Source organism: Enterobacter sp. BIDMC 26, assembly GCF_000534435.1.
Classification (GTDB): Bacteria; Pseudomonadota; Gammaproteobacteria; order Enterobacterales; family Enterobacteriaceae; genus Enterobacter; species Enterobacter ludwigii.
On the sequence record NZ_KI973182.1, the window covers coordinates 3,037,425 to 3,052,768 of the forward strand.

13 protein-coding genes are annotated in these 15,344 nt (G+C 55.2%); 4 read left to right on the forward strand and 9 right to left on the reverse strand.

The genetic code is table 11. The features are described from left to right. Positions 1 to 50: 50 nt before the first annotated feature. Together lplT and aas are read right to left on the reverse strand one after the other, a co-directional pair. A complete protein-coding gene (gene lplT / locus L462_RS09115; protein WP_025203340.1) occupies positions 51 to 1,244 on the reverse strand; it encodes a lysophospholipid transporter LplT in 1,194 nt (397 codons plus the stop codon). Continuing rightward, entirely contained in the window at positions 1,237 to 3,396 is a 2,160-nt protein-coding gene (aas, locus tag L462_RS09110) for a bifunctional acyl-ACP--phospholipid O-acyltransferase/long-chain-fatty-acid--ACP ligase (protein ID WP_020883773.1), read from the reverse strand. Before aas ends, lplT begins: the two co-directional genes overlap by 8 nt. Positions 3,397 to 3,820: 424 nt before the next feature. On the opposite strand from aas, the gene galR reads away from it, so the two are divergent. Continuing rightward, positions 3,821 to 4,837, forward strand: a complete 1,017-nt coding sequence (gene galR, locus L462_RS09105; RefSeq protein ID WP_020883772.1) for an HTH-type transcriptional regulator GalR — start codon at positions 3,821 to 3,823, stop codon at positions 4,835 to 4,837. On the opposite strand, the gene L462_RS09100 is transcribed toward galR, so the two are convergent. From L462_RS09100 to L462_RS09085, 4 genes are all read right to left on the reverse strand, one after another. Beyond that, on the reverse strand, positions 4,798 to 5,274 hold the full coding sequence (locus L462_RS09100) for a GNAT family N-acetyltransferase (protein ID WP_032678893.1): 477 nt from the start codon (positions 5,272 to 5,274) through the stop codon (positions 4,798 to 4,800). The two genes, galR and L462_RS09100, sit on opposite strands and share 40 nt — an antisense overlap. After that, complete coding sequence (locus L462_RS09095; RefSeq protein WP_032678895.1) at positions 5,271 to 6,044, reverse strand: GntR family transcriptional regulator; 774 nt, start codon at positions 6,042 to 6,044, stop codon at positions 5,271 to 5,273. The genes L462_RS09100 and L462_RS09095 overlap by 4 nt, the downstream gene beginning before the upstream one ends. Before the next feature lie 90 nt (positions 6,045 to 6,134). After that, positions 6,135 to 7,562 (reverse strand): glycoside hydrolase family 1 protein, encoded by a 1,428-nt coding sequence (locus L462_RS09090; protein WP_032679731.1) that lies wholly within the window; start codon positions 7,560 to 7,562, stop codon positions 6,135 to 6,137. A 7-nt stretch (positions 7,563 to 7,569) separates the two neighbouring features. Next, the gene (locus tag L462_RS09085; protein ID WP_020883770.1) at positions 7,570 to 8,895 is read right to left on the reverse strand and encodes a PTS sugar transporter subunit IIC; all 1,326 of its coding nucleotides are present in this window, start codon (positions 8,893 to 8,895) and stop codon (positions 7,570 to 7,572) included. A gap of 300 nt (positions 8,896 to 9,195) precedes the next feature. Here L462_RS09085 and L462_RS09080 point away from each other — a divergent pair, with 300 nt between their 5' ends. Further along, the gene (locus tag L462_RS09080) at positions 9,196 to 10,233 is read left to right on the forward strand and encodes a LacI family DNA-binding transcriptional regulator (protein ID WP_032678896.1); all 1,038 of its coding nucleotides are present in this window, start codon (positions 9,196 to 9,198) and stop codon (positions 10,231 to 10,233) included. Here the strand turns inward: L462_RS09080 and lysA are convergent. Next, positions 10,203 to 11,465, reverse strand: a complete 1,263-nt coding sequence (gene lysA / locus L462_RS09075; protein ID WP_032678898.1) for a diaminopimelate decarboxylase — start codon at positions 11,463 to 11,465, stop codon at positions 10,203 to 10,205. The genes L462_RS09080 and lysA overlap by 31 nt on opposite strands. Positions 11,466 to 11,587: 122 nt before the next feature. On the opposite strand from lysA, the gene L462_RS09070 reads away from it, so the two are divergent. Beyond that, positions 11,588 to 12,511: a LysR family transcriptional regulator gene (locus L462_RS09070; protein ID WP_032678899.1), complete on the forward strand. Its 924-nt coding sequence runs from the start codon at positions 11,588 to 11,590 to the stop codon at positions 12,509 to 12,511. Here L462_RS09070 and L462_RS09065 read toward each other — a convergent pair. Next, complete coding sequence (locus L462_RS09065) at positions 12,506 to 13,198, reverse strand: aspartate/glutamate racemase (protein ID WP_032678900.1); 693 nt, start codon at positions 13,196 to 13,198, stop codon at positions 12,506 to 12,508. The two genes, L462_RS09070 and L462_RS09065, sit on opposite strands and share 6 nt — an antisense overlap. 136 nt (positions 13,199 to 13,334) lie before the next feature. Between L462_RS09065 and L462_RS09060 the strand changes: the two genes are divergently transcribed. Then, positions 13,335 to 13,658, forward strand: coding sequence for a cupin domain-containing protein (locus L462_RS09060; RefSeq protein WP_020883766.1), 324 nt, complete (start codon positions 13,335 to 13,337; stop codon positions 13,656 to 13,658). Between the two features lie 41 nt (positions 13,659 to 13,699). On the opposite strand, the gene wzz(fepE) is transcribed toward L462_RS09060, so the two are convergent. Beyond that, entirely contained in the window at positions 13,700 to 14,824 is a 1,125-nt protein-coding gene (gene wzz(fepE) / locus L462_RS09055; RefSeq protein WP_032678901.1) for an LPS O-antigen length regulator Wzz(fepE), read from the reverse strand. Positions 14,825 to 15,344: the final 520 nt, after the last annotated feature.

The window sequence follows — 15,344 nt, forward strand, 5'->3', positions numbered from 1 at the left end:
GTTTTTAATGTTTGCACCCGCTTGTGAAAAGGCGCTGAAGACGACCCGAATCAGCGGCGGCGCTGCCAGACCCACAAGCCAGCAATCGCCAGCGCAAACAGTCCACCGAACCCGACGCCAATCCCCACCACAGGCGCGCCGGCTTTAACCGCCAGCGAATACAGGCCCAGCATCAGCAGCATCGCCAGGTTTTCACCGAGGTTTTGCACCGCAATAGCATTGCCCGCCCCGACCGTCTGCTTGCCACGCTCCTGCAAAAGCGCATTCAGCGGCACCACGAAGAAGCCCCCCAGAATACCAATCAGGATCAGCAGTACGTAGGCTGGCAATAAGGCGTGTTGCAGCGCGAAAAAAAGCACCGCAACGCCAATCAGGATCCCTGCCGGCATGCAGCGAGCAACGGTGTCGAGCGTCACCAGTTTTGCCGCTGCCCCCGCGCCCACCACAATCCCGATCGCCACCATCGCATTAAGGTAGGTTGGCGTCGCGTTGTCCGTGATCCCCAGCGCCACCGGCACCCACAGCACCAGCAGGAAGCGCAGCGTAACGCCAGCGCCCCAGAACATGCTGGTGCCCATCAAAGAGAATCGTGTTTCACCGTTACGCCACAGTACGCGGCAGGCATTGAAGAAGCTGCCGGTCATCGGCTTAAAGCGCCAGGATTGCCCCGGACGCGCCACCGGCAGTTTCGGAATAAACAGGTTAGCGACTACCGCACCACCGTACACCACGGCACACACGCCGAGGGCCGCCAGCACGTGCCAGTCAGCGAGGACACCACCTGCGACGGAGCCAAGCAGGATTGCCGCAATGGTGGAGGACTCCATCAGCCCATTGGCTTTCACCAGCTTATCACCGGTGGTCAGCTCCCCGAGGATGCCATACTTCGCCGGGGAGTAGGCTGCGGCGCCAATGCCGACCAGCGTATAGCCAATAAACGGATTGAAACCAAAACAAATGCTGGCGGCTCCCAGCAGTTTCAGACCGTTGGCAAACATCATTACCCGGCCTTTCGGGAAGCTGTCCGCAACCTGTCCAACAAACGGTGCAAAGATAATGTAAGCGCCCACAAACACCATCTGCAGAACCGGCTGACTCCAGTCGGGGTAAAACTCAGCCTTGAGCAGTGCCAGCGTGGCAAAAAGCAGCGCGTTATCGCCAAAGGCGGAAAGGAACTGGGCGGCAATCACCGCCATCATGCCTTTTGAGCGCAGAGAGGTGTTAGTGTGTACTGACTCACGCATTATGTTGTTCCGCCTGTTCAACCATGCCCTTGAGGGTCACGAAGTCGGGCTTACCGCTGCCGAGCACCGGAAGCTGTTTCAGGTAGCGAATATCACGAGGTACCGCCAGCTCCGGAATGCCGTGCTCGCGGGCATAGCTCAGTAACTGGTCGCGCTTAAGCTCGCTATCGGTGGTGAACAGCACCAGCGCCTCGCCTTTACTTGCATCACTCTTTACAACCGTGGCATGCATCTTGTCGGCAGAGACGCCCGATGCCAGCTGTTCAACCATCTCAAGCGAGACCATTTCACCCGCAATCTTGGCAAAGCGTTTTGCACGCCCCTGGATCTGCACAAAGCCTTGCTCATCGAAACGTACAATATCGCCGGTGTCGTACCAGCCCGTTTCAATCTCGCCATTAACGTTTTCTGCGGTCGGTGCTTCCAGCACGCCGGGGTTTTCCACGCGCAGATAGCCGTTCATCACGTTTGGCCCTTTCAGCTGCAGACGTCCACCGTCTTCAATGCCAGGCACCGCCAGCAGACGAGCATCCAGCCCAGGCAGAATTCGGCCTACTGTCCCCGGTTTCGCCGCCATTGGCACGTTGATAGAGACCACCGGCGCACACTCTGTCACGCCATACCCCTCGAGGATACGCAGACCAAATTTGTCCTGCCAGATCTGTCGCGTGCTCTCCTGCAGTTTTTCCGCGCCAGCAACCACGTAGCGCACGCGGAAGAAGTCATACGGGTTGGCGAAACGCGCGTAGTTTCCGAGGAAGGTTGAGGTTCCAAACAACACGGTACAGTTACGGTCATACACCAGCTCAGGCACAATGCGATAATGCAACGGGCTTGGATAAAGGAAGACTTCGGCACCGGTCAGCAGCGGCGTGAAAAGCCCCACCGTCAGACCAAAAGAGTGGAACAGCGGCAGCGCTGACATAAACCGGTCTTTCGCGGTAAAGTCGGCAATGCTTTTGATCTGCTCAACGTTCGCCAGAATACTCTTGTGACTGTGGACGACGCCTTTCGGGTTGCCTTCAGAGCCAGAGGTGAAGAGGATAATCGCGTCGTCTTCCGGCTGCTGTTTCACCTGGGCCAGACGCGGCATCAGAAGATGAGCAAAAATCCACAGTTTGTCGCCTGTCGTCACGTCCGCTTTAAGATCTTCCAGGAAGACCCAGCGTACCTGGGTAAGCTGTTCAGGAAGATGCCACAGTTTGCCTTTGTCGAGGAACTGGCGGGAGGTAAAGACGGTTTTGATTTGCGCTGCCGTGATGGCGCTGGTCAGCCCTTTCACGCCCGCCGTGTAATTCATCATCGCCGGAATACGGCCACGGGAAACGGCACCAAAAATCACCGCCGCACTGATTCCTGCGTTGGGCAGCATCAGGCCAATCTTTTCGCCCTGCTGACTGTACTTCTCAAGAATACGACCCACGAACAATGTTTTGGTCAGCAGCTTGCGATAGGTATCCGGGGTAAAGTTGATGTCTTCGATGCAGTTTTTCTTCGCGCCGTAGCGGTGCTGTGCCGACAACAGGGATTCATACAGCGTCTCGCGCGGGCGGACCGCCATACGCGCTTCCATCATAATCTGGTGCAGCATCTCCCCGGCAATTTTACGGCGATCGCGTGCACGGGGCGCGTCAGGCATCGGTAACGACGTTGGCGGCAGGATATGCAACGTAATTTTTGGGAACACGCGCTGCTTTACCAGCCCTTTCAGACGGCTGAAATAGGAGCGCTCCGCCCCTTCAATACGCAGTGGCACCACGGTTGCTTTTGACTTCGCCGCGACAAACCCGGCGCCGTCGTAGATTTTCATCAGTGAACCGGTCACCGAGATGCGCCCTTCCGGGAAAATAACCACCGGACGCCCCTGCTCCACCAGACGCACCAGATGTTTAATCATCATCGGTTTGGTCGGGTCGAGCGGCACAAAATCAATCAGCGGCGTGAGCCAGCGCATGTACCACTGCTGGCTGATGGAGGTATAAACCGCAAACACCGGACGCACGGGCAGAAATAGCGCCAGCAGAATGCCGTCGATAAAGGAAACATGGTTTGGTGTGATAAGAACGCGTTCGCCGCGAAGCGCCTGAGCATCGCCAGTGACGCGAATGCGAAAGAGAATACGGAAGAGTGTACGGAAGAACCCAAAAAGCATCTCAACTCCCTTTGCCAGCCAGTGTGAAGGGTTGATAGTAAATGGTGGCAGATTACACGAGAAGTGATACGGGAGCGACTGCAAAGTTGAGGCGAAAAAAAACCTGCGCATCCGCGCAGGTTGGTGCAAGAGAAGAGTACGAAACCGTACTAAGAATTCTCACCAATCAATACCTCTGGGATCTCGACTCTATCAATCTCCCCCTCATCCTCGCCATCGGACAATCGCAACAGCCTGAGGCAAAGTGTAACTAAAGGTTCAGATTGACATTATTCAGACATGACTGGCCGTGTAACGATTACACGGCCAGGGTTGTGCTGCGTCACGTTTGTGGAGGGCGAAACCCCGCGCCCCTTGAATGCACGGCGCTTTTCCGCAACACTATTTCGTGTGTAAACGCTTACCCCCACTAAGAAGGTATGTAATGGCGACAATAAAGGATGTGGCCCGTCTGGCTGGTGTTTCCGTGGCGACCGTCTCGCGCGTGATTAACGACTCCCCTAAAGCCAGTGACGCATCACGCCAGGCGGTGCAAAACGCCATGGAATCATTGAATTATCATCCGAATGCCAACGCCCGCGCCCTTGCCCAACAGTCTACTGAAACCATCGGACTGGTGGTGGGCGATGTGTCTGACCCGTTTTTTGGCGCCATGGTAAAAGCGGTTGAACAGGTTTCTTATCAGACCGGCAATTTTCTGCTGATCGGCAATGGCTATCACAACGAACAAAAAGAACGCCAGGCTATCGAACAGCTGATGCGCCACCGCTGCGCTGCGCTGGTTGTTCACGCCAAAATGATCCCCGATGCTGAACTCATTCATCTGATGAAGCAGATCCCCGGCATGGTAATCATCAATCGAATTATTCCCGGTTTTGAGAAACGCTGCGTGGCACTCGACGACCGCTACGGCGCCTGGCTTGCTACCCGCCATTTGATTCAGCAGGGCCATACCCGCATTGGTTATCTCTGCTCCAATCACCCGATTTCCGATGCCGAAGATCGCCTGCAGGGCTACTACGATGCCCTGCGCGAAAACGGTTTGCCGTGTAATGACCGGCTGGTGGCCTACGGCGAGCCGGATGAGAGTGGCGGCGAACAGGCAATGACAGAACTGCTAGGGCGTGGACGGAATTTCACGGCGGTTGCCAGCTATAACGACTCGATGGCCGCCGGGGCAATGGGGGTGTTAAATGACAACGGAATCGAGGTGCCGGGAGAAATTTCACTCATTGGCTTTGATGATGTGCTGGTATCCCGCTACGTGCGTCCCCGCCTGACCACGGTACGTTACCCGATTATCACAATGGCAACGCAGGCTGCGGAGCTGGCACTGGCGCTGGCCGAACAACGCCAGCCACCGGATATCACCCACCTGTTCAGCCCCACCTTAGTCCGCCGTCACTCTGTAGGTTCGCCAGCAGAAGCGGGAGAGGAATAGCGATACAGATGTACCGTTTTGTTCGGGTATTCAAGCGCATCGCCAATGTACTGCCAGCCGTAACGTTCGTAGAAGTCGCGGCAGGCAGACCACAGATGCAGTTCGTGATACCCGGCCTGCGCGGCATAGGCGATAACATGCTGCTGCAGTTTTCCCGCCAGTCCCTTACCACGCGCCGCTTCATCAACGTACAGCGCAGCCAGCCACGGACAAAGATCCTGTCGGGTGATTAAATCGCAGCGCCAGAGCCCGACCGTACCCAGAAGCTGTTCGCCCTCCAGAGCAATAAAGGTCAACGGTAACGCGCCCGGCGTCTGGCTGTGTTCAACGATGCTCTGGAAAAACGCCCGCGTAAGCCCGTCACCGAACGCCTGCCAGATCCAGTCAGTTACCTGTTCCGCATACTGAGGCGCGGTATAGAGAGGCAGAATAGTCACACCAGCTTCCCCTGAAACACGGGCACAGATTCAAAAAGATAACCGTCAAAATCCGGCGCATCTTCATCGGAGAGTTCAAGTAAGCTCTTTTTCACATTTTCCAGATGCTGGAACATCGCCTGCCAGGCGCCCATCAAATCACGACGACGAAGCGCCGCGAGGATGGTTTGCCTGTCGCCCAGCCATTTCAGGCGGTATGCACGGCTGGCGATATGCCCATTGAATTGCTGCCACAGCGGGCTGCTGTCCATGTGGTGCCAGATACTCTCTACCGTTGCCAGCAGCATCTGGTTTTGCGTTGCCCCCGCCAGCACCAGGTGAAACATTTTATTGTTGTCCTGGCTGTTATCGTTGGCGGCAATGGCGCGCTGCTCCTGCTCAATAATACGGCGCAGATTGTCGATGTCTGCGCGTGTCGCCATTTTGGCAGCAAACGCGGCGATGTTGCTTTCGAGGAGCTGGCGCGCCTGCAGGATCTCAAAGGGGCCGACGTCGCTGTTCAGAAAACGTTCTTCTTCGTTTTCGTGTTCTTCAGGAATGCGCATCACATAAACGCCAGACCCCTGGCGGATATCCACCGTGCCCTGCAGCTCCAGCATCAACAATGCCTCACGCACGATGGTACGACTTACGCCGTACTTCTCAGCAATATTACGCTCGGGCGGCAGACGGGAACCTACGGGATAGTGCCCCTGGATAATTTGCGCCCGTAAATCCTCGCCAATTTCCTGGTACTGTTTTTTTTCCGGCAGGATGACAGCCTTATCCACGTTTTCACCTGTTTTTTCAGTTAATGCGCAGGCCGGGCGTCCTCCCGGCCAGTTTGTGCGCTATTTTACCAGAACCAGCATGGTTTTCGCTTACTTCCATTCATCATCGACCGGGAGCGTGAGCACGCGCGCATCGCGCAGCTGCCGGAACCAGCTCGCCGACCTTTTCGCCCGCCTGGCGCGATTGTTATCGAGATCGATCTCAATCAGCCCGTAGCGATTTTTGAAGGCGTTCATCGGTGATACGTTGTCCGTGAAGGCCCACAGCATATAGCCATGACAGTTTGCCCCCTCCTCCCGCGCCAGCAGCGTGTAATAGAGGTGCTCGCGAATGAACGCAATGCGGTACTCGTCGTCAATGACCCCGTCACTGTTGCGAAACTGCGCTTCGTTCTCCACGCCCATCCCGCTCTCCGCCACGAACCAGTCGATGTTGCGGTAGTCATTTTTTATTCGCATCGCCATATCGTAGATAATGCGGGGGTAGATTTCCCAGCCGCGGGATTTATTCATTCGCCGTCCTGGCAGTTCGAACGGTTCGTAGTAGTACGCCGGGTGGAACGGTGTCTCCGGGTGCCAGGCACGAGACGGCGCTTTCACCCGATGCGGGTAATAGAGGTTTATCCCCAGCTCATCGACGGTGTTCTGCGCAATCAGTTCCAGCTCTTCTGCGGTGTAGTCCCACGCCACCTGATGCTGTTCCAGCAGCGTAAAGAGTTCTGGCGGGTAGCGCCCGTGCACCAGCGGATCGAGAAATACGCGGTTATAGAACAGATCGTACTTCTCTGCGGCGTTAACATCGTGCGGTGCGCACGATCGAGGATAGGTGACTTCGGGGTTGAGAATACAGCCAACCGAGCCAGGGTAGCCTTTGGCACGAAACAGCTGTACAACCTTTGCCGTCGCCAGAACCTTATGGTGGTTCCACTGCATCCATTTACCGGTATTCTGCTCGTAGGGCCAGCGCAGCGCATCGAGATAAACGCGGGTCTGTACCACGATCGGTTCATTGAAGGTAAACCAGTGGGTGACTTTACCGTGGTAGCGTTCAAAGACTTTTTCCGCATAGCGGACAAACAGGTCGACAACCTGCTTTGAAGCCCAGCCGCCGTAAGTGTCAAGCAGCACGCCCGGCAGCTCGTAATGCTCGAGGCAGATCATCGGCTCAATACCCTGACGGTGCATCTCATCGAACAACGCGTCGTAATAGGCGGCGTACTCCTCGTCCACCGTCACTTTTTCATAGTCGGTTAAAAAACGTGACCAGTTAATCGAGGTTCGGTAGTGCGTCAGCCCCGCCTGCTTCATCAGCGCCACATCCTCGCGAAAGCGGTTGATAAAGTCGGTCGCCACCGCCGGGCCATAGCCGTTGTGCCAGACGTGGCGATCGTTTTTGTACCAGAGATCGATCCACGAATCCTGCCCCGCCTTTTTGCCGCTCCAGCCTTCGGTTTGCCAGGCTGACGCGGCCGCGCCCAGAATGAAATCCTGCGGAATGGTTATCTGTTTTGTCGTCATCACATCCTCATGCATTGTCGGTCGCCTGTTGCAGCGCGGCCTGTTCGGCACGTCGTGAAGCAATCTTCACAAACGGCAGGTAGATAATGACGGCAGTCACAATGCAGATAAGCTGAGTGATGACCGCCCCCATCGATCCGGCGGTGGAGAGCCAGGCGTTGATCAGCGGCGGCGTGGTCCACGGCACCATTACCACGGCTTTACCGGCAAAGCCGGTTACGGTGGCAAAGTAACCGATAGAGCCGGTCACCAGCGGCGTGATAATGAAAGGAATGGCGAGGATCGGGTTAAGCATGATTGGCATGCCGAAGATCACCGGCTCGTTGATGTTAAAGAGCCCCGGACCAATGGAAAGCTTGGCGATCTCTTTCATCTCTTTGCGTTTGGTGGCAATCATGACCGCGATCAGCAGGCCGATGGTCAGCCCCGACCCGCCGATGCTCATATACACATCCCAGAACGGCATGGTGATGATATTCGGCACCTCTTTGCCCTGCTCAAAGGCGCTCATATTAACGGTGATGGCGCCTAACAGCAGCGGCTCGCGGATCGGCTTGATCATCTGGTTGCCGTGAATACCAATCACCCAGAAAAGCTGTGCGACAAACATCAGCAGCAGAATGCCCGGCAGGCTTTGCACCACGCGCTCCAGCGGCTGTTGCACCACCTGATAGACCGCGTCATAGAGATACATGCCGGTGAGTTGATGGAAGACGAAACCCAATGTGGCAATCGCGGTAGTGGTGATGATCGCCGGGATCAGCGCGGAGAACGATGCCGCCACGTTTGGCGGTACGGTGTCCGGCATCCTGATCTTCAGCCCCTTGCGGTTTTCCAGCCAGCAGTAAATTTCTACCGACAGAATCGCGATAAACATACCGAGGAACAGGCTGCGGGTATCAGAGAACTGACGCAGCAGCACGTCTTTCACCACGTGCATTTCACCATCCACCAGCATCTCAACGGTTGTCGGCGTCACGCAGATAAAGCAGATCACCGCCAGCAGGCCAGGGAATAACGATTTGATCCCATTGATGCGGCCCAGTTCGATACCGATTAAGAACACCGCGCCAATGTTAAGGAAATTCAGGGTGGCGTAATTGAGCGCGCTGGTGATGGGTTTTAGCGTGGCGAGAAAAGAGAGGGACTGGAAGCTCGCCAGGCCATTTTTCGGATCCAGTACCATATTGGAGATCAAGACAGAGAATGCCCCAACGATGATGACCGGCATTAAGGTAATAAAGGCAGACTTGATCGCCATGATATAGCGATAACTGTTGAATTTTGTGGCAAAACTGCCCAGAGCGTCGATCAGTTTTTCCTGTAATGCCATAGGGTAATACCTCAGTAAAAGGGCTTTTATTGGATAAGGTGTACAGCCGGATACTATTGGCATACCAAAAATAGCTTCATGTCGGGTTTTGTTCTGTGATTAAGCTCTCAACGACGTAACAGGTATTCCAAAATGCGGTTTATATCGATTTTGGCATACCACTTAAAACCCGGTATTTCGAACTGACCGATCGTTACCTAAAAGCGTGATCGTGCTGGAAGTTTTGCCCTTCCCGCATCGCTTATGCACCGGATGGTCTGTGTTAAACTGCAGATCGTTACGTGGAATCAGGAATGTCTAATGGCAACAATGCTGGATGTCTCATTGCGCGCGGGCGTGTCGAAAGCCACGGTATCGCGCGTGCTGAACGGCACAGGTCAGGTTAAAGAGAGTACGCGTCAGCAGGTGTTTAATGCGATGGAAGAGCTGGGCTACCGCCCAAATTTTCTCGCGCGTTCGCTGGCAAACCAGACCAGCAACAGCATTGGTCTGGTGGTCTCTACCTTTGATGGTTTTTACTTTGGTCGTCTTCTTCAGCAGGCCTCCCGGCAGACGGAAACCCACGGCAAACAGCTGATCGTCACGGATGGTCACGACGCCCCGGAGCAGGAAGAGCAGGCGGTACAAATGCTGGCCGATCGCAAATGCGATGCCATCGTGCTTTACACCCGCTACATGAGCGAAAAAGCGATCATGAAGCTGATCCATTCGGTGCAAACCCCGCTGGTGGTCATCAACCGTGAAGTCAGCCAGGCGCCCGATCGCTGCGTGTTCTTCGAACAGCAGGATGCCGCCTTTAAGGCCGTGGATTACCTGATCAACCAGGGCCACCGGGAGATCGCCTGTATCACCGTCCCGATCCACACGCCAACCGGGAAAGCGAGGCTGATGGGCTACCGTAAGGCGCTGGAAAAGCACGGCATTCGTCTGGACGAGCGGCGGATAAAGTATGGCGATGCGGGAATGACGCGAGGATATGAGCTCTGCAAAGAGCTGATTGCCGACGGTATAGCGTTTAGCGCTCTGTTTGCCTGTAACGATGATATGGCGTTGGGTGCGTCCAAGGCGCTACACCAGGCGGGGCTGCGGATCCCACAGGATATTTCCCTGTTTGGCTTTGACGATGCCCCATGCGCGAAATGGCTGGAGCCTGCGCTCTCGTCGGTTTACCTGCCTATCGACAATATGATCGTTACGGCTATCGATCAGGCGATCCGGCTGGCAAAAAACCAACCGGTCGACGCGATCCCGCCGTTCACCGGTACGCTGGTATTACGCGACTCGGTCACGACGGGGCCGTACTTCACTCAGACGAGTTCCAGCGCCAGCAGTTCCTGAATGGTCTGGCGGCGGCGGATCAGCCGCGCCTTGCCGTTATCAAACAACACTTCTGGCAGCAGCGGGCGGCTGTTGTAGTTTGAGGACATTGACGCCCCGTACGCACCGGTATCGTGCAGCACCAGATAGTCGCCTGGTTTAACTTCCGGCAGCGTGCGGGTTTCCACTTTCCCCCCTTCCTGCTGGGTAAAGACATCACCAGACTCACACAGCGGGCCCGCAACAACCGTCTCGATACGCGGCGCGTGAGTTAAATCGCGGCCATCGGCAGCCAGAGCCGAAATGTGGTGATAGCTGCCGTACATTGACGGGCGCATCAGATCGTTAAAGCCGGCGTCAATCAGCACAAAGTGGCGCGAGCCCATCTCTTTCACGCTGCGAACCTGCGCCACCAGCACCCCGGATTCAGCCACCAGGAAACGACCCGGCTCAATTTCCAGCTTCACGGCATGACCAAGATGCGCGGCGACCTGGTCACGCGCGGCGCTCCACAGGCCGTAATAGTGATCGGTGTCGATCGCCTCTCCCCCTTCACGGTAGGGAATGGAAAGGCCGCCCCCGGCAGAGATCGCCTCCAGATCCTGACCAAACTCGATCACCTGGCGCACCATTGCGCCACAGACCTGCTCAAGGTGCGCGTAATCCACGCCGGAGCCGATGTGCATATGAATCCCCACCAGCTTCAGATTGTAACGCTGCAGTACGTCCAGGGCAGCGGGCATATCGGCATACCAGATACCGTGCTTGCTGTTTTCGCCGCCGGTATTGGTTTTTTGGCTATGACCGTGACCAAAGCCAGGGTTCACGCGCAGCCAGACGCGGTGGCCCGGAGAAACTTGCCCAAGCTGTTCCAGCATATCCACGGACCCGGCGTTTACCGGCACCTGCAGCTCATGGACGCGAGCAAGCGTGGCGTCGTCGATCACATCGGCGGTAAACACAATCGCGTCAGGATCGGTTTTCGGATCAAACCCGGCCGCCAGCGCGCGCTCAATCTCCCCCAGGGAGACGGAGTCGACCTTCACACCCTGCTCACGCATCAGACGCAGAATGTGGATATTGGAGCACGCCTTCTGGGCAAAACGCACCACGTCAAACTGATGCAGGGCAGCAATCTTCTCGCGAACGATCTGCGCGTCGTAGACCCACACCGGACAGCCAAACTCGGCAGGCAGGCGTAGCAGGTTTTCGGCATTCAAATCGGTATCAGTCTGGTTAAGCGGGCGTGGCATGGTCTTTCTCCGGGGTGACATTTTTTTATGATTACGCCACAGCAGGAAGAGAATAAAAAATATCGTTTTATCGCGAGTCTATGCAAAAATGATATGGACAGTTCTTTGTATTCAGGTGACCTATGCCCGCCGTCAATTTACGCCATATCGAGATTTTTCACGCCGTGATGACCACGGGCAACCTCACCGAGGCTGCGCAGATGCTCCATACCTCGCAGCCAACGGTCAGCCGCGAGCTGGCGCGATTCGAGAAAGTGCTGGGACTGAAGCTGTTCGAACGCACACGGGGCAGGCTTCACCCAACGGTACAGGGGCTGCGCCTGTTCGAGGAAGTGCAGCGCTCATGGTACGGGCTGGACCGCATTGTCAGTGCAGCGGAAAGCCTGCGCGAGTTTCGGCAGGGCGAGCTATCGATTGTCTGCCTGCCCGTCTTTTCACAGTCTTTTTTGCCGACGCTGCTCCAGCCTTTTCTGGCCCGATATCCGGAGGTGAATCTCACGATTGTCCCGCAGGAGTCACCGCTGCTCGAGGAGTGGCTCTCCGCACAGCGCCATGATTTAGGCCTGACCGAAACCCTCTCTACGCCCGCGGGAACGGAACGCACGGAACTGCTCTCTTTAAATGAGGTGTGCGTGCTGCCAGCCGGGCACCCGCTTGCCCGCAAGCAGATTCTGACGCCAGCGGATTTTCACGGTGAAAACTACATTAGCCTGTCACAAACCGACAGCTACCGGCAGCTGCTGGATTCACTGTTTGCCGAGCATCAGGTCAAGCGCAGGATGGTGGTCGAGACCCACAGTGCGGCCTCCATTTGCGCCATGGTGCGCGCCGGGGTGGGCGTTTCGGTGGTGAATCCACTGACGGCGCTGGATTACGCCGGGCGCGATATTGTGATCCGCCCGTTTAGCCTGTCAGTCCCGTTCACCGTGAGCCTGATCCGCCCCCTCCATCGCCCGGTCTCAGCACTGGTGGAGGCGTTTACGGAGCACCTGATAGCCCATGCCCGTCAGGTGGCGCTTCGTTTATCCGATCGGCAAAATTTATGACAGCATAAACTCCACGGCATCGGCGGCATGAATCGCGGCGGTATCGAAGACCGGAATCGGGCTTTGCTCAACCGGTACCAGTAAACCGATTTCCGTACAGCCGAAGATCACCCCTTCCGCCCCCTGCTGCGCGAGTTTTTCAATCACGCTGACGTAATATGCCCGGGATGATTCGCTAAAGGTGCCGAGGCAGAGTTCATCAAAGATAATCTGGTTGATGCGGGCCCGGTCTGCCTCATCCGGGATCAGGCTTTCAATGCCAAACTGGCTGCTCAACCGACCGCGGTAAAAATCCTGCTCCATGGTGTAGCGCGTTCCCAGCAGCGCCACACGACGTAATCCGGTTGCGGTGATAGCCCGCCCGGTTGCATCAGCAATGTGCAGGAAGGGCAGCGAACAGCGCGCTTCGATATGGGACGCGACTTTATGCATGGTGTTGGTACAGAGCAAAATCCCCTCTGCTCCCGCACGCTCCAGCCCCAGCGCGGCCTCGGCCAGTATTTCACCGGCTTTATCCCATTCACCGCTCGACTGGCAGGCTTCGATTTCATGGAAATCTACGCTGTGCAGCAGCAGGCTGGCAGAATGCAGGCCCCCCAGACGTTGCTTCACCCCTTCATTAATCAGGCGGTAATAGGGGATTGTCGATTCCCAGCTCATCCCCCCTAACAGGCCGATCGTTTTCATCATCCCTCCTTATGTGTTTGTCCCAGTGAAGCAAACTTGTGATCGTGTTTCCAGTTCTTTGTCACGTCGTTTCTTTTTAACCCATGGTGATATAAATTAAATGAAACATTGTTTTAATACACTCCGGGGTGACGATATGTTTATTTTCCACAACGAGACCACGCTTGACGATCTGGGGAACGGCGTGACGCGCCGTATTCTTGCCCATGGCGGTAAAATGATGGCGGTGGAGGTGAATTTTGAACAGGGCGCGACAGGCCCACTGCATAACCATCCTCATGAACAGTTAACCTATGTGCTGTCCGGCGAGTTTGAGTTCACGATTGGAGATGAAAAACATGTGGTGACGGCCGGGGATACCCTCTACAAAAAGCCACATGTGATGCACGGCTGCGTGTGTCTTAAACCCGGCACGCTGCTGGATACCTTCACGCCGGTACGTGAGGATTTTTTGAAATAAAAAAAGGGCGCTGATGACAGCGCCCTTCTCGTCTGCGTTTTTTATTCCGTTACAGGCTCGACCAGAGGATTGCGGCTGAGCATGGCATCACGCAGTAATACGCTGCCACAGGCAAACAGCCCGCCCAGCAGTCCCGCCAGGATCACAATCAGGGCTTTGCCCGGACCGTCTTTTTTCACCGGCATGGATGGAGAGAGCTGATACTTGAACGGTTCAAGTTTGACGTCTTCGACAGACAGCTTTTTCAGCTGCGCCAGGTAGTATTCCCGGTTCTGGAAGTCCGCGTTCAGCTCAGCGATGTCCTTGAGATTTTTTTCAATCTGCAGTTTTTGCGCGATACCGTCGGCACCGAGCGCGACGGAGTAATCCGGATCGTCTTTAACCGCCTGACCGTTGCTGTAGACCGGCTTTTTGATACCCGCCGCGTTGGCCACTTCCAGAGAATAGTTAAGACGCTGCAGATTGGTGTTGTGAACATTCGTCAGACGTACCCGATCCAGCTCCAGCTGCTGCTCCACCACTTTGGTTTTCAGGGTGATCTGGTTACGGATATTCTCCATGGTTTCCTGCTCAACAATCTGTGAGATGTAATCTACGTAACCTTTAAGAACCGTTTGCGCATCCCCCGCCGTCGGCGCGGTGAAGCTCAATGTCCACGAGACGTACGGCGCTTTATCCGCATCTTTTGCCAGGGTGTTATCTACCGCTTTCATCTTTTCGGAGATATTGACCACCGCACGATGCAGCTCAAGCGGATCCACATCAGTGCCTTCCAGCTGTGCCATCACGTAAGGTGAGGATTTCATGTACTCCTCAAGCAACGACTGCGACTGGAACTTTTTAATAAACTGATTAAACACGTCCGGACGGGTAATTTTCACGTCCACGTCGAGCACCTGCAGGGCGACCATCATCTGGCGCAGCGGGTTCCACTGCGTCTGTTCCGCCGGTGTGATCACCGCTTTACTGGTCCATTTTTGTGGCAGTAAGAACGCGATGGCCAGTCCAACCAGTGCGAATGCGAAGGCAATCACGATGATACGTTTTTTTGCCGCCAGAAGAACTTCTAACAGTCCCAGAAGGTCAATTTCTTTGGAACTGACTGCCGGGGCCGCGTAATGGGGGAAGTCGAGATCCGTATTTTTTTTTAAATCCATTGCTGACATAGCCATTCTTCTTTTGAGGGTGCAGACCATTTCTGCCTGATTGGTTACAGTGGTCCGATGATACAAGAAAGTAAGAATTATCTGAACGAAAGAATGATCCAGCTGTAGACCTGCTATCAGAATTAGTAGTTAGTTTCTCCACGGTATTGTCTTTACTAATCATCCGGTTCTTTCCGCCCCGCCCGCCTCTCTCTTCTTTGAACGCCTGAAATAGCGCAAAAATGCCATCCTCATCACCTTATTGAAACACTGTTCCGACTTTGATCACATTTCCGCTATTAAGCGAATGACGCAGAAACAAATAGCAATAATATAAAATAAAACGGCGTTTTATTATCCAGGAACACGAGTTCTACCGTATTGAAACCCAGGCGTTTCGCTCAACGATGAAATCGGAAAAAGTATTATAAAACAAAGTTAAATGAAGTAACCGTGACACGTCTTACCCAGAACATTGCCGTTCAGGCTCGGTTTCGACAGCCTGAAAGGTTGTTACAGACGCAGATTCCGTTTTAAAACA